This is a genomic window from Idiomarina sp. HB, assembly GCF_048059115.1.
In the GTDB taxonomy this organism is placed as follows: Bacteria; Pseudomonadota; Gammaproteobacteria; order Enterobacterales; family Alteromonadaceae; genus Idiomarina; species Idiomarina abyssalis.
On record NZ_JAYLVU010000001.1, the window covers coordinates 862803 to 887489 of the forward strand.

The 24687-nt window shown below is 47.0% G+C and carries 25 protein-coding genes and 5 tRNA genes; 29 read left to right on the forward strand and 1 reads right to left on the reverse strand.

The genetic code is table 11. From position 1 onward, the window contains the following. Positions 1–15: 15 nt before the first annotated feature. From VBY75_RS04360 to VBY75_RS04390, 7 genes are all read left to right on the forward strand, one after another. A complete protein-coding gene (locus tag VBY75_RS04360; RefSeq protein WP_416511215.1) occupies positions 16–1398 on the forward strand; it encodes a class II fumarate hydratase in 1383 nt (460 codons plus the stop codon). Positions 1399–1422: 24 nt separating this feature from the next. Further along, positions 1423–2091, forward strand: coding sequence for an SDR family oxidoreductase (locus VBY75_RS04365; RefSeq protein WP_222236777.1), 669 nt, complete (start codon positions 1423–1425; stop codon positions 2089–2091). 144 nt (positions 2092–2235) lie between these two features. Then, a tRNA-Met gene (locus VBY75_RS04370) sits at positions 2236–2312 on the forward strand. A 19-nt stretch (positions 2313–2331) separates the two neighbouring features. Next, positions 2332–2416 (forward strand) — tRNA-Leu (locus VBY75_RS04375). Between the two features lie 20 nt (positions 2417–2436). Beyond that, positions 2437–2511 (forward strand) — tRNA-Gln (locus tag VBY75_RS04380). 37 nt (positions 2512–2548) lie between these two features. Next, positions 2549–2623, forward strand: a tRNA-Gln gene (locus VBY75_RS04385). Between the two features lie 14 nt (positions 2624–2637). Beyond that, positions 2638–2724, forward strand: a tRNA-Leu gene (locus tag VBY75_RS04390). Between the two features lie 77 nt (positions 2725–2801). Here VBY75_RS04390 and VBY75_RS04395 read toward each other — a convergent pair. Next, complete coding sequence (locus VBY75_RS04395; protein ID WP_416511218.1) at positions 2802–3944, reverse strand: FAD-dependent monooxygenase; 1143 nt, start codon at positions 3942–3944, stop codon at positions 2802–2804. Between the two features lie 88 nt (positions 3945–4032). Between VBY75_RS04395 and VBY75_RS04400 the strand changes: the two genes are divergently transcribed. The 22 genes from VBY75_RS04400 to VBY75_RS04505 all read left to right on the forward strand — a co-directional run bounded on the left by VBY75_RS04400 (position 4033) and on the right by VBY75_RS04505 (position 24671). Further along, the gene (locus VBY75_RS04400; protein ID WP_224798035.1) at positions 4033–4920 is read left to right on the forward strand and encodes a DMT family transporter; all 888 of its coding nucleotides are present in this window, start codon (positions 4033–4035) and stop codon (positions 4918–4920) included. A 79-nt stretch (positions 4921–4999) separates the two neighbouring features. Beyond that, on the forward strand, positions 5000–6439 hold the full coding sequence (miaB, locus tag VBY75_RS04405; protein ID WP_199496384.1) for a tRNA (N6-isopentenyl adenosine(37)-C2)-methylthiotransferase MiaB: 1440 nt from the start codon (positions 5000–5002) through the stop codon (positions 6437–6439). 15 nt (positions 6440–6454) lie between these two features. After that, positions 6455–7444 carry a PhoH family protein gene (locus tag VBY75_RS04410; RefSeq protein ID WP_054487120.1) on the forward strand — a complete coding sequence of 330 codons (990 nt, stop codon included), beginning with the start codon at positions 6455–6457 and terminating at the stop codon, positions 7442–7444. Next, complete coding sequence (ybeY, locus tag VBY75_RS04415; RefSeq protein WP_199494441.1) at positions 7444–7935, forward strand: rRNA maturation RNase YbeY; 492 nt, start codon at positions 7444–7446, stop codon at positions 7933–7935. The genes VBY75_RS04410 and ybeY overlap by 1 nt, the downstream gene beginning before the upstream one ends. Next, positions 7932–8819 carry a CNNM family magnesium/cobalt transport protein CorC gene (corC, locus tag VBY75_RS04420; RefSeq protein WP_271331540.1) on the forward strand — a complete coding sequence of 296 codons (888 nt, stop codon included), beginning with the start codon at positions 7932–7934 and terminating at the stop codon, positions 8817–8819. The genes ybeY and corC overlap by 4 nt, the downstream gene beginning before the upstream one ends. Further along, positions 8819–10330, forward strand: a complete 1512-nt coding sequence (lnt, locus tag VBY75_RS04425) for an apolipoprotein N-acyltransferase (protein WP_416511222.1) — start codon at positions 8819–8821, stop codon at positions 10328–10330. Before corC ends, lnt begins: the two co-directional genes overlap by 1 nt. Positions 10331–10418: 88 nt before the next feature. Continuing rightward, the gene (locus VBY75_RS04430; protein WP_054487112.1) at positions 10419–10616 is read left to right on the forward strand and encodes a hypothetical protein; all 198 of its coding nucleotides are present in this window, start codon (positions 10419–10421) and stop codon (positions 10614–10616) included. A 36-nt stretch (positions 10617–10652) separates the two neighbouring features. Then, entirely contained in the window at positions 10653–13229 is a 2577-nt protein-coding gene (gene leuS, locus VBY75_RS04435; protein WP_416511225.1) for a leucine--tRNA ligase, read from the forward strand. A 3-nt stretch (positions 13230–13232) separates the two neighbouring features. Next, complete coding sequence (lptE, locus tag VBY75_RS04440) at positions 13233–13718, forward strand: LPS assembly lipoprotein LptE (RefSeq protein WP_199494439.1); 486 nt, start codon at positions 13233–13235, stop codon at positions 13716–13718. 12 nt (positions 13719–13730) lie between these two features. Next, positions 13731–14813 carry a DNA polymerase III subunit delta gene (gene holA, locus VBY75_RS04445; RefSeq protein ID WP_416511227.1) on the forward strand — a complete coding sequence of 361 codons (1083 nt, stop codon included), beginning with the start codon at positions 13731–13733 and terminating at the stop codon, positions 14811–14813. Continuing rightward, on the forward strand, positions 14810–15439 hold the full coding sequence (gene nadD / locus VBY75_RS04450; RefSeq protein ID WP_224798030.1) for a nicotinate-nucleotide adenylyltransferase: 630 nt from the start codon (positions 14810–14812) through the stop codon (positions 15437–15439). The genes holA and nadD overlap by 4 nt, the downstream gene beginning before the upstream one ends. 63 nt (positions 15440–15502) lie before the next feature. Further along, entirely contained in the window at positions 15503–15823 is a 321-nt protein-coding gene (rsfS, locus tag VBY75_RS04455) for a ribosome silencing factor (protein WP_199494436.1), read from the forward strand. After that, positions 15824–16294, forward strand: a complete 471-nt coding sequence (gene rlmH, locus VBY75_RS04460; protein ID WP_054487098.1) for a 23S rRNA (pseudouridine(1915)-N(3))-methyltransferase RlmH — start codon at positions 15824–15826, stop codon at positions 16292–16294. An 8-nt stretch (positions 16295–16302) separates the two neighbouring features. After that, positions 16303–18198 carry a penicillin-binding protein 2 gene (gene mrdA, locus VBY75_RS04465; protein WP_199494435.1) on the forward strand — a complete coding sequence of 632 codons (1896 nt, stop codon included), beginning with the start codon at positions 16303–16305 and terminating at the stop codon, positions 18196–18198. Beyond that, positions 18185–19303, forward strand: a complete 1119-nt coding sequence (gene rodA, locus VBY75_RS04470) for a rod shape-determining protein RodA (protein ID WP_199494434.1) — start codon at positions 18185–18187, stop codon at positions 19301–19303. The genes mrdA and rodA overlap by 14 nt, the downstream gene beginning before the upstream one ends. Positions 19304–19316: 13 nt before the next feature. Beyond that, entirely contained in the window at positions 19317–20288 is a 972-nt protein-coding gene (gene mltB, locus VBY75_RS04475; RefSeq protein ID WP_416511231.1) for a lytic murein transglycosylase B, read from the forward strand. Further along, positions 20275–21102 (forward strand): septal ring lytic transglycosylase RlpA family protein, encoded by an 828-nt coding sequence (locus VBY75_RS04480; RefSeq protein WP_199494432.1) that lies wholly within the window; start codon positions 20275–20277, stop codon positions 21100–21102. The genes mltB and VBY75_RS04480 overlap by 14 nt, the downstream gene beginning before the upstream one ends. A gap of 62 nt (positions 21103–21164) precedes the next feature. Further along, the gene (locus VBY75_RS04485) at positions 21165–22322 is read left to right on the forward strand and encodes a D-alanyl-D-alanine carboxypeptidase family protein (protein WP_199494431.1); all 1158 of its coding nucleotides are present in this window, start codon (positions 21165–21167) and stop codon (positions 22320–22322) included. Positions 22323–22334: 12 nt separating this feature from the next. Further along, positions 22335–22601: a DUF493 family protein YbeD gene (gene ybeD / locus VBY75_RS04490; protein ID WP_054487085.1), complete on the forward strand. Its 267-nt coding sequence runs from the start codon at positions 22335–22337 to the stop codon at positions 22599–22601. A gap of 44 nt (positions 22602–22645) precedes the next feature. Next, entirely contained in the window at positions 22646–23311 is a 666-nt protein-coding gene (gene lipB, locus VBY75_RS04495) for a lipoyl(octanoyl) transferase LipB (protein WP_054487083.1), read from the forward strand. Next, complete coding sequence (gene lipA, locus VBY75_RS04500) at positions 23295–24263, forward strand: lipoyl synthase (protein WP_054487081.1); 969 nt, start codon at positions 23295–23297, stop codon at positions 24261–24263. The genes lipB and lipA overlap by 17 nt, the downstream gene beginning before the upstream one ends. Positions 24264–24278: 15 nt before the next feature. Then, complete coding sequence (locus VBY75_RS04505) at positions 24279–24671, forward strand: MAPEG family protein (protein ID WP_199494430.1); 393 nt, start codon at positions 24279–24281, stop codon at positions 24669–24671. Positions 24672–24687: the final 16 nt, after the last annotated feature.

The following is a 24687-nucleotide window of genomic DNA, read 5'->3' on the forward strand; positions in this document are numbered from 1 at the left end:
ACAGGAGGGATACTCATGAGCCAGGATTATCGCACAGAGAAAGACAGCATGGGCGAAATCAAAGTCCCCCAAAACGCACTTTACGCCGCGCAAACCCAACGTGCAGTTGATAACTTTTCCATTAGTGGGCTCACTCTGCCGGCTAAGATGATACAAGCCATAGCAATGGTAAAAGCCAGTGCGGCAAGGGCTAACGCTAAAATCGGGCAGTTAGACCAAAAACATGCCGACGCTATTGAGAAAGCCGCTCAGGAAATCATTGATGGAAAACATCTCCAACACTTTCCGGTTGATGTATTCCAAACAGGCTCCGGCACAAGTTCTAACATGAACGCCAATGAAGTCATTGCAAATTTAGCAAAGCAGCAAGGGCTGGACATTCACCCCAACGACCATGTCAATCAAAGTCAGTCGAGTAACGATGTTATTCCTACTGCCATTCAAATTGCTAGTGTTCTGGCGGTCGAAAAACAGTTAGAGCCGGCATTAAAGCAGTTAGTTGACACCATCAGAAGCAAAGCCATTGAATTACGGGATGTTGTAAAGACAGGCAGAACGCATTTGATGGATGCCATGCCTATGACCATGGCGCAAGAATTAGAAGCCTGGGCGGGCCAACTGGAAGTCACAACCGAGCAGCTTCCGCAATTACTGCAACGCAGTCGTATCCTTCCTCAAGGTGGAACAGCGATAGGTACAGGTATCAATGCGCCCAAAGAATTTGCCGCTGAATTTGCCGACGCACTAACCCAGTTAAGCGGCAGTCAATTCAAGTCATCCGCTAACCCCTTTACCGGTATTGCGGGGCAGGAAGTCAATTTACAGCTTTCGGCCCAACTGAATACGCTGGCGACAACGCTACTTAAAATCAGTAACGACTTGCGATGGATGAACAGCGGTCCACTGGCCGGGTTAGGCGAAATTCAGCTCACCGCATTACAGCCCGGAAGCAGTATTATGCCGGGTAAAGTGAACCCGGTAATACCCGAAGCAGTGGCAATGGTTGCAGCTCAGGTTAATGGCAATCACACAACAGTGACAACAGCGGCCCAGCAGGGAAACTTTCAGTTAAACGTAATGCTGCCGGTTATTGGTTACAATTTACTCCAGTCCATTGATTTACTGAGCAACAGTTGCAACGCCCTGGCCAGTAAAGCCATTGCTGATTTTGAAGTTAATGAAAAGCGTCTCGAGCAGGCACTGTCTAAAAACCCCATTCTGGTTACCGCTCTTAACCCGGTTATTGGCTACAATAAAGCCGCTGAAATAGCCAAAACGGCTTATAAAGATGGGCGCGCGATTATTGACGTTGCGGACGAAATGACAGACTTAGGTCGGGATAAACTTGAACAGTTACTGGACCCTAAAAAACTAACCGAAGGCGGCGTTAACGAGTAACGCAGTTAATATGTGGAGTACAAAATGAGTCAAAAAGAAGTTCTGATTACCGGAGCAAACCGCGGTATAGGCTACGAATTTGCACGCCAATATGCCAAACAGGGCTATAAAGTTACTGCGGTTTGTCGTAACAATTCAAAACAACTAACGGAGCTGGATGTCGATATTGTTGAAGGCATAGATGTGACTAAAGCATCGGATCTTCTTCGCCTTTCTGAAACTTTAGGCGATAAAAAGATCGATATACTGGTGAATAACGCAGGCTTGCTGCACAAAGACGTACTAGGAGAACTTGACGCTGGTAATATTCGCGCCCAATTTGAGGTGAACGCTCTGGCGCCTCTGCGTGTCACTGAAGCTCTGCTGCCCAACTTAAAAGAAGGCAGCAAAGTAGCAATGATTACCAGCCGAATGGGGTCTATTGCCGATAATGGTTCCGGCAGTCGCTATGGTTACCGTATGTCAAAAGCGGCATTGAATGCGGCGGGAAAATCTTTATCCCTGGACTTAAAAGATCAAGGAATTTCTGTTGTTTTGCTGCACCCAGGCTTCGTACAAACCGATATGGTGAATCATGCCGGCGATATTCCTGCTGAAACCGCAGCAGAGCGCTTAATTCAACGTATTGATGAACTAAGTTTGGATACCACAGGTCAGTTTTTCCATAGCAACGGTGAAGGTCTTCCTTGGTGATTTGATGCCTTTTTAAACAAATCACTGTTTTTTTGCTCAAACGCGCCCGTTAATCTCGTTTTTTATCAAAAATAGGTTGACGGGCTGCGGAGCGATTTGCATAATACGCGCCGCACTCACAGAGAGCGGTAAGTAAAAAGGTATGGCTACGTAGCTCAGCTGGTTAGAGCACAGCACTCATAATGCTGGGGTCGCAAGTTCGAATCTCGCCGTAGCCACCAACCTTTAACTGATTATGATGCGGACGTGGTGGAATTGGTAGACACGCTGGATTTAGGTTCCAGTGCCTCACGGCGTGAGAGTTCAAGTCTCTCCGTCCGCACCAACTCTCAGAGCAGCTAAGATTGGGGCATAGCCAAGCGGTAAGGCAGCGGGTTTTGATCCCGCGATTCCCAGGTTCGATCCCTGGTGCCCCAGCCATTAGTTGTTTCCAAAAGTGATTGCAGTCCTAGTAGGATGGGGCATAGCCAAGCGGTAAGGCAGCGGGTTTTGATCCCGCGATTCCCAGGTTCGATCCCTGGTGCCCCAGCCATACTAACTACTGTTGCGGTGGTGGCGGAATTGGTAGACGCGCTAGCTTCAGGTGCTAGTGTCCGCAAGGACGTGGGGGTTCAAGTCCCCCCCTCCGCACCACATTACTCGAGTGTTATTCTGCTCAAGTAAGAGTGGAAAAACAGAAAGGCCACCTTAAGGTGGTTTTTTTGTGCCTGTTACTTACCGACAGCCTGCTGCAACAACCAACGCTTAACCCAGGGTACACCCGCTACTTTCAATGATGCTGACGTTGCCAGCTGCATTATAGGGTTACTGTTTCGCCAGCCAAACTGTATCGCATCCATCATTCGCATCATTTTTGCATTTTCACGCCGACGGGTTCGCTCATATTCAACGAGTGCGGTGCTTTGCGAGTATTGCTCTAAGGTTTCAATCAGACAGCGGACATCGGCAAAACCCAGGTTAACCCCCTGCCCGGCCATTGGGTGAATACTGTGAGCCGCATCACCTAATAGAACAATAGAGCCGTCTTTAACATAATGACACGCATGCTTTCTCTGCAGAGCAAAGCTGGCACTCTTTAATAATTGGAAGTTACCAATATGTGGCGCAAACGTCTGTTTTAAGTGAGACTCAAGTGCTCGCTTATCTTTTTCTGACGCAGTGATGTCATCACGTTTACTGTAATCAATTAAGCAAGCCTGATTCTCTGTCAGCGGTAACAATGCATAAGGCCCCTGAGAACGAAACACTTCCCAGGTTTCACCCGCTATCGGCTTTTCAACACGAACATTTGCCAGTAAGCATCGTTGATCATAATCCCACCCTCTGTAATCAATACCTGCAGCTTGCGCTACTTTAGAGTGAGCGCCGTCACAGCCGAGCAGTAAATCATAATTCAGACGTTCGCCTTTGTTTAAAAAGGCCGTGCGGGATAATGTATCAAACCCTTCAAGTTTGTCATCGGTTCTCAAATTCACATTTTTCAAAGCCCGTAGTTGAGCCCACAGCGCCTGTTGCAAAGCGTTGTTTTCAACCATGACGCCCAATTTTGAAAGACCGGCTTCGTCAGCATGAAAAGATAAGCTCGTTCCGCTTATCGATGTGACCGTTAAGCGGTCATAATCAAAAACCCGTGAATGCCGGACATCTTCCCCAATGCCCAGCCCCAGCAACCACTGCCAATTACTGTTATTCACCGAAGATATGCGTAAGTCCCATTCGGGATCAGTATTTTCCTCAACACTTGGCGGTTTTGGCTCCAGCAAAGTCACTTGCGCGCCTTTCTGAGCAAAAGCTAACGCTGCTGCCGCCCCGACCATTCCGCCGCCGTTAATTAATACTGATAGCTGTTCCATGTCTATGCTCTCACTTGGGGTATTTGCCGCTAGCCCTTATAAATAACACATCTAAGGGTTAATTTCCGTTATCATAGCCAATTAGACGATGTTCAGAGTAGTTTTTATGCAGGCCAGGGAAAGTACACAAAAAGCTGTGATTATTGCCTCATTGCTTATTTTAAGTGCTGAGGCCAGCTTCGCTGGTGTCAGTGCCCTGGTAAAATACATCAGTAAAGACCAACCTTTTGAACAACTGGTCTTTTTTCGAAACCTGACCGCTTTTCTTGTACTGCTCCCCTGGCTATGGCGCAAGGGAGCCGGCAACCTAAAAACACAGCGCTTAAGACTGCACCTTGTTCGTGGCGCCGCAGGCATAGCGGCAATGTATTTGTTCTTCTATGCCATTGCCACTATCCCGTTAGCGCAGGCCACATTGGTGCTGTTGCTATCACCCTTTTTAATTCCGGTTATCGGCTGGCTCTGGCTACGCGACTATGTAGCCCGACAAACCTGGCTGGCTATAGCACTGGGTTTCATTGGTGTTTTCATATTTCTTGACCCCATGAACAGCGAACTCTCTCCGGTTATTGGATTAGCCTTTTTGGCGGCCGCATTAGCTGCATTCACCAAAACTGTCATTCGGCGTATGTCTGACACCGAGTCGACAAGTAAAATCGTGTTCTATTTTTCTACTCTGGCCACAATCGCATCCGGCATTCCTTTACTATGGCTATGGCAGCCTATACCCACACAACACTGGGTTGGTGTTATTGCTATGGGCCTGCTTGCAGTTTACGGCCAGTTAGCAATGACCAAAGCCTTTTCCATAGCTCCACCGGCTAAAGTTGGGGTGTTTACCTACAGCTCAGTTCTATTTGCGGCATTGCTGGGTTACTGGCTGTTCGGGGAAGAACTTGCCTGGCACATGTTATGGGGTGCGTTAATCATTGTTGTTGCAGGCTATTTTGCTATTCGAACGCGGCGCAAAAGTTAATCATTTCAAACTTGGCAATCTGCTCCAATACGCGATAAAATAAGCGCCTTAAACGAAATCAATCAACCATCGAGTGGTCATGAGTAAGAAGCTATATATCAAAACCTGGGGTTGCCAAATGAACGAGTACGATTCTGCTAAAATGGCAGAATTGCTGCACTCAACCCACGGCTACGATGTTGCCGAAGAAGCTGAAGACGCAGATTTAATTCTGCTGAATACCTGTTCCATCCGCGAAAAGGCTCAGGAAAAGGTGTTTCATCAGTTAGGGCGTTGGAAAAACCTGAAAAAGAACAACCCCAATTTATTAATCGGGGTTGGTGGCTGCGTTGCTTCTCAGGAAGGCAATGAAATCCGCGCACGCGCTCCTTTTGTCGATATTATCTTCGGGCCTCAGACTCTGCACCGCTTACCGGAAATGGTAAACCAGGTCACTGAAACTCACGCCCCCATGGTCGATGTCTCTTTTCCGGAAATTGAGAAGTTTGACCGGCTGGCTGAACCCAAAGCCGATGGCGCCAGTGCCTTTGTTTCCATTATGGAAGGTTGCAGTAAGTACTGCTCTTTCTGTGTCGTACCTTATACGCGTGGCGAAGAAGTCAGTCGCCCCGTTGATGACGTTATTTATGAAATAGCTCAGTTGGCTGAACAAGGCGTTCGCGAAGTAAATCTCTTAGGCCAAAACGTTAATGCATACCGTGGAGAACACTACGACGGTGCTGTTTGCCGCTTTGCTGAATTGCTGCATATCGTTGCCGCAATCGATGGTATTGATCGCATTCGTTACACCACCTCTCATCCGGTCGAGTTTACCGATGACATCATCGAAGCCTATAAAACCATTCCTGAGCTGGTCAGTCATTTACATTTACCGGTTCAAAGTGGTTCAGACCGAATTTTAACCATGATGAAGCGTGGACACACCGCACTGGAATACAAATCAAAAATTCGTGCTTTAAAGAAAGCGCGACCAGACATTGCTATGTCATCGGACTTTATTATTGGTTTTCCGGGCGAAAGCAACGCAGACTTTGAAGCAACGATGGATCTTATCCAGACTATTGACTTCGATATGAGCTTCAGCTTTATTTACAGTGCACGCCCGGGAACACCAGCGGCTGACTTACCTGATGATATTAGTGAAGAAACCAAGAAAGAGCGCTTGCAGTTGTTACAGCAACGCCTGAATCAGCAATCTATGGCGCATGCACGCCGTATGCTGGAAACAGAGCAGCGTATTCTGGTGACCGGCCCATCGAAAAAGAACCCGATGGAACTTACCGGGCGTACCGAGAATAACAGGGTTGTAAACTTTGTCGGTCAACCCCATATGATTGGACAGTTCGTCGATGTACGCATCACCGAAGTGCTTCCTAATTCGTTACGGGGCGAGCTAATTCGTGAAGAAGCGGATATGGGGCTGCGTATTGATACAGCGCCGGAAACTATTTTACAACGAGGAAAGTCGAGCGAGCCTGATGATCTGGGCGTCGTTCAAATGCCTCGACAAGCCAGTTAAGTAAAGAGGAAACGATTGAGTCCACAAACACAGACACTTGATTTTGAGCTAGAGCCGACGGATTCACGTCGGCTTTCCGATCTCTGCGGCCCTTTAGATGAAAATCTGAAGCACATTGAGCGCCGCCTGGGTGTCGAGATCACGCATCGCGGCCATCAATTTCGATTAATCGGCAATGCCTCCAGCGTTTCTGCTGTGCACAAGCTTCTGCTTGATTTGTACATTGAAACCGCAACCGTAAAAGGAAAAGAAGGTCGCATTGAGCCCGAGCAAGTCCACCTTGCTATTCAACAAGCAAAAGTGCTTGAGCAAAACGATGAACAAGGTGACCCTGCCGCAGAAAAAATGACTCACATTAAAACAAAGCGGGGTCTAATCAAGCCCCGTAACCATAACCAGGCCGGTTACGTTCGTGCCATTTTAGCTCACGACGTTAACTTTGGTATTGGTCCGGCTGGTACCGGTAAAACTTATCTGGCTGTGGCTTGCGCAGTGGATGCTTTGGAGCGTCAGGAAGTGCGCCGTATCCTTCTGACTCGCCCAGCGGTTGAAGCAGGCGAAAAGCTGGGGTTCTTACCAGGTGACTTAGCACAAAAAGTGGATCCATACTTACGCCCTCTGTACGACGCTTTGTTTGAAATGCTCGGCTTTGAAAAAGTTGAAAAATTGATTGAACGTAACGTTATTGAAGTCGCACCATTAGCTTATATGCGCGGTCGTACACTTAACGATGCTTTCATCATTTTAGATGAGAGCCAGAATACGACCTGTGAACAAATGAAGATGTTTCTTACCCGTATCGGCTTTAATTCACGAGCCGTTATTACCGGAGACATTACTCAGGTTGATTTACCCCGCGGGCAGCGCTCAGGTTTGAGACACGCCATTGAAGTTCTCAATAAAGTCCCTGACATTAGCTTTACTTTCTTCCAGGCAGGTGATGTTGTTCGACATCCTGTGGTGCAACGAATTGTGCAAGCCTACGAGGATTTTGACAAAAACTAATGGCTGATTTGACACTGGATTACCAACTCGCTGACGGCGTTACTGATGCTCCTGATGAAGACGCCGTACGCGCCTGGGTTTCAACAACATTGGATTACCTCCAACAAGACAGCAAAGCGGTTGAACTAACAATACGCATTGTCGCAGAACGGGAAGCCCAGGAACTGAATAACGAGTTTCGTGGTAAAGACTATGCAACCAATGTTTTATCCTTCCCTTTCAATAGCCCGGTAGAATTACCTGTCACACTTTTAGGTGATTTAGTGATCTGCCAAAGCGTTGTAGAAAAAGAAGCGCAGGAGCAACAAAAGTCAGCGATTGCTCACTGGACGCATATGGTCATACACGGTACTCTGCATTTATTAGGTTACGATCATATTGACGACAACGAAGCAGAAGAAATGGAACAAATTGAACGTAACATCTTAGCGAGTCTGAACATCTCAGACCCGTATCAACCGATAGACAATATGGAGCTTAACACTCAATGAGCGACGACAACCCCCACTCAGCCAACGGCTCGTCGGGAAAATCCTGGGCAGCAAAACTGCTGCAAGTATTTGCTGGTGAGCCGAAAAGCAGAGAAGAACTCGTCGATTTAATTCAGGACGCTGAAGATCGCGACCTGATAGACAACGATACCAGAGAAATGATTGAAGGCGTGCTTGACGTTGCAGAACTCAAAGTACGCGACATCATGATTCCACGTTCACAAATGGTCACCATTGACATTCATCAAGGCGTGGACGAATTCCTCCCCATCGTTATCGATTCTCAACACAGTCGTTACCCTGTTGTCACCGACAACAAAGATCACGTTGAAGGTATTCTGTTAGCAAAAGATTTGCTGAGCTACGGCTTTAACATGACAGAAGAGGTGTTTTCACTTGAGAAAGTGATGCGACCTGCGGTAATCGTTCCTGAGAGTAAACGGGTCGATGTACTCCTCAAAGAATTCCGCTCTAACCGTTATCATATGGCCATTGTGGTTGATGAATACGGTGGCGTGTCTGGTTTGGTCACTATAGAAGATATTCTGGAAGAGATTGTCGGAGAAATTGAAGACGAAACGGACGCTCAGGGTGATGACGACAAAAACAATATCCGTCGTCTTAGCCAAAGCCGCTATTCCATTAAAGCCCTTACAACCATCGAGGACTTTAATCAGTACTTTAATACCAACTTCAGCGATGAAGAGCACGACACTGTTGGCGGACTTGTTGCTCATGGTTTCGGGCACCTGCCTCAGGCAGGTGAAGAAGTCACTTTAGGTAATATGACCTTTCGTGTCACAAACGCCGACAAAAGACGTATTCAGCAGTTACAAGTTAGTCTGAACTCAGATGACGATGACTCACCGGAGTCCGAACAGTAATGATGAAGCTTTCGGGGGGCATCACACGCTCCGTGCTCTTGTTACTTTGCGGTGCAGTTCTAACGCTCGCTTACTCACCGTTCCACTGGCATTGGCTGCCTTTTATTGTCTTGCCTATTGTGGTTGGTGTTATTTGGCCTTTAGCGCCTAAACGGGCATTCAGAGCTGGTTTTATCTTTGGAATGGGTTGGTTTGCCGCTGGCCTAAGCTGGATATATGTCAGCATCGATCAATATGGCGGTGTGCCGGTACCGGTCACGCTGCTGTTATTGGTTCTGCTGTTTGCTTACCTGTCACTGTTCCCTGCACTGGCATTTTGGTGTTGGCAAAAACTCTCTCACCGTAAGTTTGCCTGGCGTTTCAGTTTGCCGTTTTTCTGGCTCATTGCGGAATTGCTACGGGGCTGGCTATTTACAGGTTTCCCATGGCTAAGCCTGGGGTATAGTCAAACTGACGGCGTATTTGGCGGATTGGCCCCGGTTCTTGGTGAAACAGGTATCACAGTCGCTTTATGGTTCGCAGCGCTCAGCATAGTTATGGCTTTGCGGTTCAAAAAACCGACGCCGCTGTTAATACCGCTCATTTTTCTCACCTGCGCTGTAGTATTTCCTAAAATACAACCGACAGAGAGAAAAACCGAATCCATGTCAGTATTACTGGTTCAGGGTAATATTCAGCAATCGTTAAAATGGCAGGCGGAACAACAATGGCCAAATATTTTACGCTATCTGGATTTAACCCGCCCTAAATTTAATCACGACTTGGTTATTTGGCCGGAATCGGCGATTACCGCCCTCGAACCCTATGCAAGTGATGTCCTCAATACTGTTGAGCAATCTGCCAGTATTAATGACTCCGCCTTAGTTACCGGTATTATTGATTACGACAGACTCAACGACGATTTTTACAACTCCGTTATTGTTCTGGACAATGAGAGCTACAGTTATGGCAACACCAACCGTTATCAGAAACATCAGCTGCTTCCCATTGGTGAATTCGTTCCTTTTGAGAACCTTCTGCGTCCGTTAGCCCCGCTATTCAATTTACCTATGTCGTCGTTCAGTCGTGGCGGATACCAGCAACCCAACCTCGAGGCTAACGGCAGCAACCTTGCCATGGCTATTTGCTATGAAATTGCTTTTGCAGGACAAGTGCGAAGCAATACCTACGATGATACAGATTATCTGGTCACTATTAGCAATGACACCTGGTTTGGTGACTCTCACGGCCCTTGGCAACATATGCAAATAGCCCGTATGCGCGCTATGGAGCTGGGGAAACCTTTACTAAGAGCGACCAACAACGGAGTTACAGCCGCGGTTGACGAGCACGGCAACTACCTTGCGTTAGCACCGCAGTTTAAAGCAACGACGCTATCTACCAATGTTTATGGTGTTCAGGGCTCCACTATCTTTAACACCATAGGCAACTGGGGCGCGATAATTCTCGCCTTACTTGGGTTGTTGCCGATAATCGCTACAAAACGCACTAAGAAGCGCGCTCAAGCATAGTCATCCGGTACGAAAATCAGTACACTATAAAAGCTTAACAGAACGGTTCTGTTGCTGTTCTTTTCCATTTTTCTACAGGGATATCATTATGGAAAATATTTTTGATGCCATTCTTTTTGCTGTGCTTATTGCTGCAGGTGGTCTTGGATTAAGCTCCTGGCTTATGCTTTTCGGCATTGATAAGTCAGAGCCAGCCGAAGTCAAACAGCGCGCTGTTTTTGAAAACGGTTTCTTTGGTCTGGCGGGCATTATCATTATGCTTCTTATGTGGTACGCAATTAGCTAAGCCGACACTTAAATTCAACCGGAATCAGCAGGAATTATGCAAGAACAATACAACCCGAGCAAAATCGAATCTGCCATGCAAAAACGCTGGCAGGAGCAAGACGTATTTACGGCGAAAGAACAACCGGGCAAGGATAAGTTCTATTGCCTGTCCATGTTCCCCTACCCCAGTGGTAAATTGCACATGGGACACGTTCGTAACTACACCTTAGGTGATGTTATTAGTCGCCATCAGCGCATGCTCGGAAAAAATGTCATGCAACCCATGGGCTGGGACGCCTTCGGACTACCTGCTGAAAACGCCGCAATACAAAATAAAACCGCGCCGGCTAAATGGACTTACCAAAATATCGACTATATGCGCGAACAGCTGAAAAGTCTTGGCTTTGGCTATGACTGGAAGCGTGAGCTTGCAACTTGCTCCCCTGATTACTACCGCTGGGAGCAATGGTTCTTCACTAAGCTGTATGAAAAAGGGCTGGTCTATAAAAAGAACGCAACCGTTAACTGGGACCCGGTTGATCAAACGGTTCTGGCTAATGAACAGGTTATTGATGGGCGCGGTTGGCGTTCAGGTGCCAAAGTAGAACAAAAAGAAATTCCTCAGTGGTTTATTAAAATTACCGATTACGCTGAAGAGTTATTGAATGACCTTGAGCAACTGGATGGCTGGCCAGAGCAAGTTAAGGCCATGCAACGTAACTGGATTGGCCGCTCTGAAGGCGTCGAAATTGACTTTAAAGTTGCAGCCACTGGTGAAAGTTTACGCGTTTATACCACGCGTCCCGACACTTTATACGGTGTTACCTATATGGGTGTTGCCGCACAACATCCGTTAGCTATTGAAGCCGCAAAAAATAACCCTGAACTGGCTAGCTTCATTGAAGATTGTAAGAACAGCAAAGTCGCAGAAGCCGACCTTGCAACAATGGAAAAGCTGGGCATGGACACCGGCATTAAAGCCACTCACCCAATGACAGGTGAAGAGATCCCTATTTGGGTCGCTAACTTTGTTTTAATGGACTATGGCTCTGGCGCCGTTATGGCAGTGCCGGCACACGACCAGCGTGACTGGGAGTTTGCAACTAAATATAAGCTGGAGATTCGCCCGGTTATTGAGCCTATTAGCGGCGACAGTGATATTGAAAAAGCGGCTATTACCGAAAAAGGCACCGTCATTAACTCCGGGCCTTACGACGGCATGAGTTCAGCACAAGCCTTTGACGCCATTGCCACTAAATTAAAAGAAAAAGGTATTGGCGAACGTAAAGTCAATTACCGCCTGCGCGACTGGGGTGTATCACGCCAACGTTACTGGGGCACTCCTATTCCTATGTTGAACCTGGAAAATGGTGAATCCGTGCCGGTTCCGGAAGACCAACTGCCGGTTAAACTGCCGGAAGATGTGGTCATGGATGGTGTTAACTCGCCAATTAAATCCGACCCGGAATGGCGCAAAACGGAATACAACGGTCAACCGGCAGAGCACGAAACCGATACCTTCGATACTTTCATGGAATCGTCGTGGTACTACGCTCGTTACTGTAGCGCACAAACCGATGACGCCATGCTGGATCCAGAAAAAGCCAATTACTGGTTGCCGGTTGATCAATACATTGGTGGTATTGAACACGCAATTCTGCATTTATTGTACGCTCGCTTCTTCCATAAGCTGTTGCGCGACACAGGGCTGGTTGACTCTGACGAGCCATTCAAACGCCTGCTCTGTCAGGGCATGGTTTTAGCCGACAGCTATTACCGCGAAGACGAGAAAGGCGGCAAGCAGTGGGTATCCCCTCTTGACGTTGATATTGAACGCGATGACAAAGGCGCTATTGCCGGAGCTAAACATAAGCAAGACGGCCAGCCGGTTGCTATAGGCGGCATGAGCAAAATGTCAAAGTCGAAGAACAACGGTATCGACCCGCAAACCATGGTTGAGCGCTACGGTGCCGACACCGTCCGCTTATTTATGATGTTTGCGGCGCCACCTGAAATGACCCTGGAATGGTCAGACTCGGGTGTTGAAGGAGCGCAACGCTTTTTGCGCCGCTTATGGAAGCTGACTTACGACTTAGTTAATGCGGGTGGTGCATGCAACGGCCACAGTTTAAACTCAGATCAAAAGCAACTGCGCCGCGAACTGCATAAGACCATCGCTAAAGTCAGTGACGACATGGGTCGTCGCCAACACTTCAACACCGCGATAGCAGCAATTATGGAGCTGTTAAACCACCTGCAAAAAGCGCCACTGGAAACCGAGGCAGACAGACAAATACTGGCTGAATCCATAGACGCCATGGTGCGCATGCTAGCTCCTATTACACCGCACATTTGCGAGCAATTGTGGCAAGAACTTGGCCATGAAGAACCTCTGGCGTTCGCTCAATGGCCAAGCGTCGATGAAAGTGCCTTGGTTGAAGACGAAAAGCTGATTGTGGTGCAAATTAATGGCAAGGTTCGGGCTAAACTGACAGTACCTGCCGATGCTTCAGCAGAGCAAGTTGAGCAAATTGCGTTTGAGGAAGACTCTGTACAGAAGCACACCGAAGGAAAAGAGATACGTAAGAAGATCTATGTTCCCGGGAAAATCCTCAATATTGTTGTTGGATAAGCTATGCGCGCAACGTTAAACCTTGTTCTCATCCTAGTGCTGATAGCCACCCTAACCGGTTGTGGCTTTCAGCTGCGCGGGAACTATCAATTGCCCGAAACACTGCAGTCGGTTTCTCTGAAAAGTCAGGTGTCAAAAGAGCTCAATGAGCATATGCAGCAACGCTTTGCGCATTCTGGCATTAAACTTTCAGATGAAGCACAACCAATAACGGTTCACTTAACTTCCGACAAATTAGAGCGAAGAACATTGTCTTTGTTCGAAAGCGGCCAGGTTGCCGAATATGAATTGCTGTACCAGGTTAACTATCAATTAATACAAAACCAGCGTTTATTACTTGAACGCACGGTTGAAGTGGCCCGGGATTACCAGGACGATCCAAACTTTGCTCTGGCAAAAACCCGTGAACGCGAAATGCTGGTCGATGAAATGAGAGCGGAAGCTTCTCGTCTTATTTTGCAGCAAATCATTTCCGAAATGTCGGAGTAAAACCTTAAAGCAATGCAAACCATTTATCCTGAAAAGCTTGAACACTACTTGCAGCAAAATGGCGTTCCATCCGTTTTGTTGGTATTTGGTGATGACCTTTTACTCAGGAACGACGCACTAAGTTGCATTCGCAAGTACTTATCCTCCGATGATCTCGAACGCATACACTGGCTGCAAAGTAAGGACTTTGACTGGCAACAGCTTTCTTCCGGTGAACAGTCAATGAGCCTGTTCGGAAATAAACGTTTGCTGGAACTTGAGCTTCCGGATAATAAGCCGGGTCGTGACGGCTCTACGGCTTTAACAGAGTATGCACAAAATCAGTCTGAAAACGACATATTCGTTGTTATTGGTGATCGCCTTAAAAAAGAAACTCAAAACAGCCGCTGGTTCAAAGCGCTGGCGGAACGCGGCCCTTTAGTCCGGACACAAAGCCCGGATAAATCCCAACTACCGGCATTTATTCATCAACGAGCTCAACGTTATCAATTAACCTTAGCTACGGGCGTTCCTGAAAAGTTATCGGACTGGTTTGAAGGCAACTTATTAGCTCTGGATCAGGAGCTCAGTAAGTGGCAACTTCTGAGCAATGACGGAATCATTACCGAAGAATTTCTGCAAACATCTATTGATGATGTTAGCCGCTTCAGCGTATTTGCGCTTCAGGAGAGCATCCAGCAACAGGACTACGAAGGCGCTTTGCATCGGTTAAATCGCTTGTTAGATGAAGAAAACGATTTCCATCGGCTCATCTGGATCCTCCAACGCGAGGTGCAACTGTTATCGGCTCTGCAAAAGGCGCAACAAACACAGGCTGATACAAACGCCCTGTTCCGGCAGTTTATGATTTGGCCGAATCAGCAACCCGGCTATCATAAACGAGCCTCTCAGCTGAGCCAAAAAACGCTGCTTGGCGCACAAAGACTTATTGAAAGAATCGAGGCTGCATTAAAGTTCGACAGCGGCGAGTCGCCTCTGATATTAACGACGCACCTTCTCAGTTTACTGTGTTGCAACAACGCTGATGCCATTAATCAGACTCTTTCTGTATTTAGTCACGGCATTGAGCCTAATGAGCAGTTTATTCATTTATGATACGAGCATTCTTTGGCGGAACTTTTGATCCCATTCACAACGGACATTTAGAAACAGCCTCAGCTCTGGTCGATGAACTGGACATTGCTACTTTGTCGCTCATGCCAAGCGCCGTGCCTCCGCACCGGTCTCAACCCTGCGCCAGTGCCCGGCAAAGACTGGAAATGGTGAAGCTTGCCTGTCAGCAACACCCTGCTTTTACGGCTGAAGACTGGGAATTAAAACAAGACCGACTTTCCTACACCGCTCATACATTAAGCGAGTTTAAAGAGCGCTTTCCCAATGACATTCTGCTCTTTGTTATGGGTATGGACTCCTTAATGAGTCTCCATAAATGGCATAACTGGACACAACTTACCGATAACGCACACCTGATTGTTATGCCGCGAGCCGGCGTAGACTTTAGCCCTCAGGATGACGAGCTAAAGTCCTTTATTGCAACGCATCTGACGAAACACAAAAAAGATTTAACCGAACAATCTTCAGGTTATGTCTATATTGCACAAACCCCGATGGTTGATGTTTCAGCGACTGAACTACGCGAACAATTGCAGCAACGCAAACCTAACCTCCCCCTACCCTCCAGTGTTTATGACTACATAAGGCAACATCAGCTGTATTTGTGACTGAACACTTTTCTTAATTTCTGTTAAACTTCGGGTTTTAATCCTCAAATCGGAGAAAATCTTTTGCAGGCAGAAGAATTGCGTGAATTTGTCATTGATAAAATCGATGATCTTAAAGGTCGTGACGTTCAAATTTTAGATGTTCATGATAAAACTGACGTTGTTGACTACATGATCATCTGCTCTGGCAGCTCGAAAACGCATGTACGAAGTATTGCTGAACATGTCGCTACAGAGGCGAAACATGCTGGTACACCTCCAATTGGCGTTGAAGGTGGTGAACAATCTGAGTGGGTTTTGGTTGACCTTGGTGATGTCGTGGTGCATGTAATGCAGGATAGCATTCGCGATTTCTATCAATTAGAAAAACTCTGGGGCCAGTAAGTGCAAATTCAATTACTCGCCGTTGGCACCAAAATGCCCACGTGGGTTACTGAAGGCTTTAACGAATACAAAAAGCGGTTCCCGGCAGATTGCAAACTGGTTTTACATGAAATTGCTGCTCAAAAACGTACCCGCAAAGCGGATTTAAAGCGCGTTATGCAGCAAGAAGGTAAATTACTTCTGCAAGCAATACCTAAAGGGAACCGAATTGTCACTTTAGAGGTCACAGGTCAGGCCTGGGACACACCTAAACTTGCTCAACAGTTAGAAAAGTGGCAAATGGATGGCAGAGATGTCACTCTGTTGATAGGCGGACCCGAAGGCCTCTCTGATGAGTGCCTGGCTGCAGCTGAACAACGCTGGTCATTGTCTAAACTCACTCTGCCCCATCCAGTGGTAAGGTTAATTGTCGCAGAGAGTTTATATAGGGCCTGGAGCCTAAATAACAATCATCCGTACCATAGAGAATAATAATAACAATGCGTCAGCGCACCCACATACGTGATCATGATACCGAAGCAGCCGTTTTTGGGCGTCGCGTTTTAGTCGCGATGGTGATTGTCGTGGCCGCTTTTGTTGCGTTAGCGTCCAACATGTATCACTTGCAGGTTAGTGAACATAATGAACTTCAGACCCGTTCCAACGATAACCGGATAAAGCTGCTGCCGCTGGCACCTAACAGGGGCTTAATCTATGACCGTAACGGCGTTTTGCTTGCTGAAAACACTCCTATTTATAGTTTAGATGTCACTCCTGAAGAAATCGATGATTTGGACAGCACCCTGAGTCAACTTCAGAAATTGCTGAGCTTTCCGGATACCACTATTGATCGTTTTTATCGGAACCTGAAAAACCAGCGGCGATTTAACAATGTCCCCCTACTGGACGACCTGAATGAGCAGCAGCTTGCTATCTTTGCAGCGCAGCAACATAAATATCCGGGCGTTAGTATTGAAGCACGGCTAATACGTAACTACCCTCACAAGGAACTGTTAACGCACGCCGTGGGTTACGTTGCGAAAATTAATCGTAACGATGTAGAGAAACTCCGTGAAAGCGGAGAGCTACCCAATTACGCAGCCAGCAGAACCATTGGTAAACTCGGCATTGAGAAGTATTACGAAAAAGAATTACATGGTGAAGTTGGTTACCAGAGTGTTGAAGTTAATAACCGTGGCAGAGCCGTGCGCACACTCAGTATAGAAGCGCCAACACCCGGTCAGGATATTGTCTTAGAACTGGACCTTGAGTTGCAACGCAAAGCGGCTGAATTATTGGGCGAACAACGAGGTTCTATTATTTTAATGGATGCAACAACCGGCGGAATTCTCTCCATGACCAGTACGCCGAGTTATGATCCTAACTGGTTCGTCAACGGTATTTCCGTCAAACAGTATCAATCTTTATTAAACTCAACCCAAAGCCCTCTGTTAAACCGGGTCACTCAGGGGGCATATCCCCCTGCATCGACAGTAAAACCGCAAATTGGTTTGCTTGGATTAGAAGACGGAACCATTACAGAAAAAACCCGCATCTGGGACCCCGGCTGGTTTGAAATTAAAGGTGTCGACAGGCGTTACCGGGACTGGCTCGCCTGGGGGCACGGTTGGGTTGATGTAGAAACAGCGATTACTGAAAGTTGCGACACCTTCTACTACGACTTAGCGTTAAAACTGGGGGTCGATAAAATATCCAGCTTTATGGAACAGTTTGGGTTTGGCCAGAAAACCGGTATTGATCTCCATGAAGAAGTATCCGCTCTGATGCCATCTCGCGGCTGGAAACGAGCCCGCTTTGGCCAGCCCTGGTACGCTGGCGAAACACTATCAGTCGGTATAGGTCAAAGCTACTGGACGGCAACCCCAATGCAATTGGCGGTAGCTACCGCAATGGTTGCAAATAAAGGCGAACACCTGGTTCCTCGTCTACTGAAAGGCAAAATACAGGACGGCGAATTTGAAGAGGCGTTAATTACTCATCGCGAACCGTTAAAGTTAAAGGACAGTAATAACTGGGAAATCATTACTAAAGCAATGCGTAACGTTAACATGGAGCAAAAAGGAACAGCGCAGTCTGCCTTTAAAGATGCCCCCTATTCATCCGCGGGAAAAACAGGGACTGCTCAGGTAAGAAGCCTGGGACAAGAAGAAGAATACAATGCCGAAGATATCGCAGAACGCTACCGGGACAACGCCATGTATGTAGGTTATGCACCAGCTGATGACCCCAAAGTTATTGTTGTGGTAACCATTGAAAACTCTCTGGGTGGCGGCGGAAGCGTGGCAGCTCCGGTCGCAAGAAAAATGCTTGATCTTTGGCATACTCGCTTTAATAACGGCAATAAACAGCAGGAAAATACTAATGCTGACGACTGAAGAGCGCCAACGCAATCCGTTACTAAAGAAGCTCCACATTGATGGACCGCTTCTTCTCCCTTTGATCATCCTGTCGATTGTCAGCCTCTTTGTTATCTACAGCGCTGCAGGTCAGGACATTGATGTTGTAAAAAGACAATCCGTTCGCATTGGTCTGTCATTTGTCGTCCTTTTCATCGTTGCGCAAATTCCTCCCCGCGCTCTGTCACGTTTTGCAGTGCCTGCTTTTATTGTGGGAGTACTGTTACTAATCGCAGTACTTGCTTTTGGCGAAATGGGAAAAGGCGCACAACGCTGGTTGGATATTGGCCCGTTAACCATACAACCGTCAGAGATTATGAAGTTAGCTATGCCACTAATGTTGGCCTGGTATATGAATCAGCGTCCCATTCCGCCTTCAATTTACCGGCTGTTTGGGGCTTTAGTTCTGGTTATTATTCCCACTTTACTCATTGCTCGACAGCCAGATTTAGGGACATCCCTACTCGTAGCCTGCGCAGGAATTTTCGTCATTTTCCTCGCCGGACTCAGTTGGAAGCTTGTCACCACTGCAGGGATTACAGCTGCCGCTTTTACGCCGGTTCTCTGGTTCTACCTTATGCACGACTATCAGCGCCAACGCGTATTAACTTTTTTGAACCCTGAGCGCGATCCTCTGGGTTCCGGTTACCACATTATCCAGTCAAAAATAGCCATCGGCTCTGGTGGCATAGATGGCAAAGGCTGGTTGCAAGGCACGCAGTCTCAGCTAGAGTTTTTACCTGAACGCCATACGGACTTTATTTTCTCAGTGTTTAGCGAAGAGTTTGGGCTTACCGGCGTTATCCTTCTGCTTGCCCTCTATGGCTTTGTTATTTTGCGAGGCTTAATTATCGCTCTGCAAACACAGGATATTTTTAGCAAACTCTTGGCGGGCTCTTTGACACTGACTTTCTTCGTTTATGTTTTTGTAAATATTGGTATGGTTTCAGGACTCTTACCTGTGGTTGGGGTACCATTACCTTTAATCAGTTACGGGGGCACCTCAATGGTGACGCTGATGGCCGGGTTTGGCATTTTGATGTCCATTGCGACCCACCATCGCCTGGTAATGAAAAATGGCTAAACAGGGGATTCCTATGCGCGCTTTATTTGGGTTAGCTTTGCTTACCGCGACAACCAGTTTTTATGCAACGGCTCAACAGCAGTCGAGTGAAGTTGAAGATTTTATTCAAGATCAGGTTCAAGAACATCAGCTTGATGAAGACAAAGTTCGTCAATGGCTTTCAAAAGCCAACAAAAATGAAGAAGTGCTTGAAGCAATCCAGCGCCCATGGGAAGCCAAACCCTGGTATCAATATTACCCTATTTTCCTCACGGAAAAGCGTCTTGAGTCGGGTGTTAAATTTTGGCGCGAACATAAAGATACGCTTGAGCGCGCTGAGCAAGAATATGGCGTTCCGGCACAAATCATCGTTGCTATAATTGGCGTTGAAACCTTTTATGGTAGTTATATGGGCAAATACTCTGTCCTTGATTCACTTTACACTTTAGGTTTTCACTACCCTCCCCGTTCAAAATTCTTTCGCTCTGAACTTGGTGAATTTTTCCAGTTAGCCTCCGAAGAAGGCTGGAACGTCAGTGAAGCCAAGGGTTCATATGCAGGTGCTATGGGATTCGGACAGTTTATTTCGTCCAGTTACCGCCACTATGCCGTCGATTTTGATGGCGACGGTCAGCGAGACATTTTAACCAATCCGATCGATGCCATAGGCAGTGTCGCGAATTACTTCGCGAAGCATAAATGGCAACAAGGGCAGCCTGTTGCTCAGCCACTTGATGAATCGCAAAACTGGAAAGACCTGGTCAGTGACGGTATGAAGCCAAACCTAAAGCGCTCTGATATAGAAAGTAAAGGCTATGAACTTCCATCTCACAGCGCAGTCAATGACGAGACTAAAGTGCGAGTTTTCGAGTTTGAAACCGAACAAGCCCATGAATACTGGTTAGCGTACGATAACTTCTATGTTATTACGCGATATAACCATAGCCCTTTATATGCGATGGCCGTCTATCAGTTTAGTGAGCAACTGAAGAATGAAGTGGAATAGCTTATTGATATTACTGCTGAGTACCTTTCTGCTCAGCAGTTGCTCAAATTCGCCAACGGGTCGCTACAGTCAACACAAAGACAGCGCCCCCACCCGGCTACCTAACGAGTCGGAACTGCGTAATGCCGTTCCTGTTCACGAACCTATTAGTCCTCAAGGCAACCGTGACTACCGGGTACTGGGTAATGACTATGAAGTCATGGAAAGTGCAGCAGGCTATGTCGAGGAAGGTTACGCTTCCTGGTACGGCAATAAGTTTCACGGGCACCTGACTTCTAATGGCGAGTATTATGACATGTACAGCATGTCCGCTGCGCATACACGCCTGCCTCTGCCAACCTACGTTAAAGTCACTAACCTGAGAAATGACCGTAGCGTTGTGGTCAGAGTGAATGACCGCGGTCCGTTTCATCCGGAACGTATTATCGACTTATCCTTCGCTGCAGCCTATAAACTGGACATGTTAGACAGTGGCACAGCTCCGGTCAAAATTGAGGCTATAAGTTTGAATACTCCCATGCCTGCGGCACAAAAAACAGCCGCAGAAAACCGACCTGATTACCTCATTCAATTAGTGGCATCGTCAAACCCTGACCGTTTATCGCAATTAAAACACGACTTACCGCCGAAGTTTCAGGAGATTGCAACTACTGAACAAAGTCATGGTCTACATAAATTAATGCTGGGTCCGGTTTCAGAAGATGACAGCTACGATTTGCTGGAGCAAATACGGTCTTCAGGATACCCGGAAGCTTTTCGCGTAAAGGCAGCGCAAAGTCAGTCCGATACTCCTGACGCTAAGCATCAGAACTGATATAATCCGGCCCCATTACGCACTCGATTCACCTTTTGACCGATAAGATAAAGATAATTCCAATGAAAAAAATTTGTCACCTTTTTACAGTTGTAACCCTATTATTCAGCTCAGCAAGTTTTGCGGCCCAGTCATTGGTTCCCAATGCGCCGTCAATTAACGCCAAAGCTTACATACTTATCGATCACACCACGGGTAAGGTGCTGGCCGAAGGTAACTCTGCTGAGAGCCTTCCTCCTGCAAGCCTGACCAAAATGATGACAAGTTATATCATTGGTAAAGAAATACTTGCCGGCCGTATTAGCTCAAACGACATGGTTACCATTAGCGAAAATGCCTGGGCAAAGAACTTCCCTGAGTCCTCAAAAATGTTCATTGAGGTTGGCAAAGAAATCAGCGTGGAAGACCTGAATCGCGGCATTATTATTTCGTCAGGTAACGATGCCTGCGTGGCTATGGCTGAGCATATTGCCGGCAGCGAAGACGCATTTGCCGACTTAATGAATAACTACGCTGAACAAATTGGCATGAACGACAGCCACTTCTCAAACAGTCACGGTTTACCAGACCCCGATCAGTACGTTTCTGCTCGTGACATGGCGACGTTAGCTAGTGCTTTAATTGAAGAAACGCCGGAAGAGTACGCACTTTATGCGGAGAAGTCGTTCACCTTCAACAACATTAAGCAGTACAACCGCAACTCATTACTCTGGGACCGCAGCTTAAACGTAGACGGCATAAAAACAGGACATACCAACGAAGCAGGTTATAGCCTTGTCTCATCTGCAGTTGAAGACGGCACACGTTTAATTGCTGTGGTAATGGGGACGAACAGCGAACAGGCTCGTAAAGTAGAAAGTAAAAAGCTGCTTAACTACGGTTTCCGCTACTACGAAACCGTCAAAGCCTATAGTGCTGGTGAGAGCTTTATTTCTCATCGCATTTGGGGGGGAGACCTTGACGAAGTTGAGCTTGGAATCAGTGAAGATGTGGTCATTACTTTACCGAAAGGTCAGCGCGACAAACTGAAAGCTAACTTTGAACTTGATCAGCAGTTGCAAGCGCCATTATCAAAAGGCCAGCATGTTGGAACAGTCTACCTTCAGTTGAACGATGAAGATGTCGCATCTTTCCCGTTAGTGACTCTGCAGGCAGTTGAGGAAGGCGGTTTCTTCAAGAAAATTATGGATTATATTAAACAGCAGTTTAGTGAAGAATAAAGGTTAAGATAGATGCAAAAGACACGCTTTGATGAACTGGTAGACTTCCCTTGTCACTTTACTTTTAAAGTGATGGGGGTTGCCAGTGCCAGCCTTCCTGATCAAGTTGTCGAAGTTTTACAGGAGCATGCTCCCGGTGATTATTCTCCTTCGGTAAAACCTAGCAGTAAAGGCAATTATCATTCGGTTTCTGTCGCTGTGCGTGTAGAAAGTCAGGAACATATTGAAATTCTTTATCGATCGTTGTCAGATATTGACGACGTTCGCTACGTTCTGTAGTTGCAAGACTAGCCGTTGTTCTAGACAAACGTTATAATGACGGCATGAACGATACCTTAATTATTCGTGAATTAGGCAGGCAGCCATACGAACCCGTATGGCATGCTATGCAACAATTCACCGACCAGCGCGACGAACACACTGCAGACGAGCTGTGGGTGGTTGAACATGACCCTGTGTTTACCCAAGGGCAGGCCGGAAAGGCCGAGCATATTCTGGCTCCTGGCGATATTCCCGTTATTCAAGTCGACAGAGGTGGGCAGGTAACCTACCACGGCCCGGGTCAGGTTGTTATTTATTTTCTTCTGAATATTCGTCGCCTAAATTACGGTGTCCGCCAGTTAGTCAATCAAATTGAAAACACGGTTATCGGGACTCTTGCCGATTACCGTATTGATGCTCAAGCTCGACGCGATGCTCCGGGTGTCTATGTTGGTAATGATAAAATTTGCTCGTTAGGGCTGCGTATTCGTAAAGGCTGTTCTTTCCACGGGTTGGCGTTAAACGTCAATATGGATATGGAACCCTTTGCCCGGATCAACCCTTGTGGGCTATCGGGCATAAAAATGATTCAAACCAAGGATCTCAATGGTCCTGAAAGCTTTAGTGAAGCCGCTAATGCAGTGATAAAACACTTCACTAGTTCAGTTTCCTACAGCAACATTCTTCAACAAACGGGACTCGCTCAAGATTATGTCAAAGCCAGTTAGAGTTGAACCTGGTGTCAAAATGCGTGACGCCGATAAAATGGCACTGATACCAGTACAAATTATTCCCACAGAACGCGACCAGATGTTGCGTAAGCCGTCGTGGTTGAAGGTGAAGCTCCCTTCTTCAACTGAGCGTATTGATGAAATTAAGCAGGCTATGCGCAGCCATGGCCTGCACTCTGTTTGTGAGGAAGCTTCCTGTCCAAATTTACCGGAATGTTTTAACCACGGTACAGCCAGCTTTATGATTCTGGGTGATATTTGCACGCGTCGTTGTCCATTCTGCGATGTTGCTCATGGTCGCCCTCTTCCGCCGGACCCTGAAGAAGCTGAAAAACTGGGCAAAACAATTCGCGACATGAAAGTGAAGTATGTCGTTATTACCTCAGTTGATCGTGATGATTTACGCGATGGCGGGGCTCAGCATTTTGCCGATTGTATTCGTGAAATACGTAAACACAGCGAAAACAATATTCAGGTTGAAGTACTTGTACCGGACTTTCGTGGCCGTATGCAAGTAGCGCTTGATATCCTGAAAGATGAAGCGCCTGATGTGTTCAACCACAACCTTGAAACTGTGCCGCGCCTTTATAAAGCAGCTCGTCCAGGTGCAAACTATCAGTGGTCTTTAGATTTGCTGCAAAAATACAAAGAGGCTCGTCCTGATATACGCACTAAATCAGGGCTGATGGTTGGCCTTGGCGAAACCAAAGAAGAAATACTGGAGGTTATGAAAGACCTCCGTGCGCATGATGTCGACATGTTAACTATCGGCCAGTATTTACAGCCTAGCCGCCACCATATTCCGGTTGCCCGCTATGTTCACCCGGATGAATTTGAAGAGCTGCGCGTTGCAGGTGTTGAAATGGGCTTCAGCCATATTGCCAGCGGTCCGCTAGTACGTTCTTCTTATCATGCCGACTTGCAGGCAGCGGGTGAAACTGTACGTTAATTAGGAAGCTTGACCATGAGCCTTTTACTGTGGTGTTTACTCATTGCCGGAGTCTTGCCTATTTTAGCCAAGGCTCCTGTGGTTTATTTTCAGAATCGCGACAACGGTTACGACAATAAACATCCCAGAGCTCAGCAACAGCGCTTACTTGGGCGAGGTGCCCGCGCTGTTGCAGGTCATTACAATGCCTATGAAGCTTTCCCGTTATTTGCCGCTGCAATTCTAGCTGCTATAGCCACTTCTCAGGTAACCGAAAGAATTGAGTTTCTGGGCGTTTCATTCATTGTGTTAAGAGTGCTTTACCACATTGCGTACTTAAGCAACTACGACAAGTTACGTTCGCTCATCTGGTTTCTGGCAACACTTTGTCCGGTGCTTATCCTGGCTCAAGTAGCGCTCTCTGTATAGTCTTCTTACACGGCAG

Bases quoted from the DNA above. Each gene is read 5' to 3' on its own strand.
- lptE (WP_199494439.1), top strand. From the start codon at position 13,233: ATGCGCGCAACGTTAAACCTTGTTCTCATCCTAGTGCTGATAGCCACC.
- ybeD (WP_054487085.1), top strand. From the start codon at position 22,335: ATGCAAAAGACACGCTTTGATGAACTGGTAGACTTCCCTTGTCACTTT.
- corC (WP_271331540.1), top strand. From the start codon at position 7,932: ATGAGCGACGACAACCCCCACTCAGCCAACGGCTCGTCGGGAAAATCC.
- VBY75_RS04365 (WP_222236777.1), top strand. From the start codon at position 1,423: ATGAGTCAAAAAGAAGTTCTGATTACCGGAGCAAACCGCGGTATAGGC.
- mltB (WP_416511231.1), top strand. From the start codon at position 19,317: ATGCGCGCTTTATTTGGGTTAGCTTTGCTTACCGCGACAACCAGTTTT.
- VBY75_RS04505 (WP_199494430.1), top strand. From the start codon at position 24,279: ATGAGCCTTTTACTGTGGTGTTTACTCATTGCCGGAGTCTTGCCTATT.
- nadD (WP_224798030.1), top strand. From the start codon at position 14,810: ATGATACGAGCATTCTTTGGCGGAACTTTTGATCCCATTCACAACGGA.
- VBY75_RS04395 (WP_416511218.1), bottom strand. From the start codon at position 3,944: ATGGAACAGCTATCAGTATTAATTAACGGCGGCGGAATGGTCGGGGCG.
- lipA (WP_054487081.1), top strand. From the start codon at position 23,295: ATGTCAAAGCCAGTTAGAGTTGAACCTGGTGTCAAAATGCGTGACGCC.
- VBY75_RS04430 (WP_054487112.1), top strand. From the start codon at position 10,419: ATGGAAAATATTTTTGATGCCATTCTTTTTGCTGTGCTTATTGCTGCA.
- VBY75_RS04485 (WP_199494431.1), top strand. From the start codon at position 21,165: ATGAAAAAAATTTGTCACCTTTTTACAGTTGTAACCCTATTATTCAGC.
- VBY75_RS04400 (WP_224798035.1), top strand. From the start codon at position 4,033: ATGTTCAGAGTAGTTTTTATGCAGGCCAGGGAAAGTACACAAAAAGCT.
- holA (WP_416511227.1), top strand. From the start codon at position 13,731: ATGCAAACCATTTATCCTGAAAAGCTTGAACACTACTTGCAGCAAAAT.
- VBY75_RS04480 (WP_199494432.1), top strand. From the start codon at position 20,275: ATGAAGTGGAATAGCTTATTGATATTACTGCTGAGTACCTTTCTGCTC.
- ybeY (WP_199494441.1), top strand. From the start codon at position 7,444: ATGGCTGATTTGACACTGGATTACCAACTCGCTGACGGCGTTACTGAT.
- miaB (WP_199496384.1), top strand. From the start codon at position 5,000: ATGAGTAAGAAGCTATATATCAAAACCTGGGGTTGCCAAATGAACGAG.
- lnt (WP_416511222.1), top strand. From the start codon at position 8,819: ATGATGAAGCTTTCGGGGGGCATCACACGCTCCGTGCTCTTGTTACTT.
- lipB (WP_054487083.1), top strand. From the start codon at position 22,646: ATGAACGATACCTTAATTATTCGTGAATTAGGCAGGCAGCCATACGAA.
- leuS (WP_416511225.1), top strand. From the start codon at position 10,653: ATGCAAGAACAATACAACCCGAGCAAAATCGAATCTGCCATGCAAAAA.
- mrdA (WP_199494435.1), top strand. From the start codon at position 16,303: ATGCGTCAGCGCACCCACATACGTGATCATGATACCGAAGCAGCCGTT.
- rodA (WP_199494434.1), top strand. From the start codon at position 18,185: ATGCTGACGACTGAAGAGCGCCAACGCAATCCGTTACTAAAGAAGCTC.
- VBY75_RS04360 (WP_416511215.1), top strand. From the start codon at position 16: ATGAGCCAGGATTATCGCACAGAGAAAGACAGCATGGGCGAAATCAAA.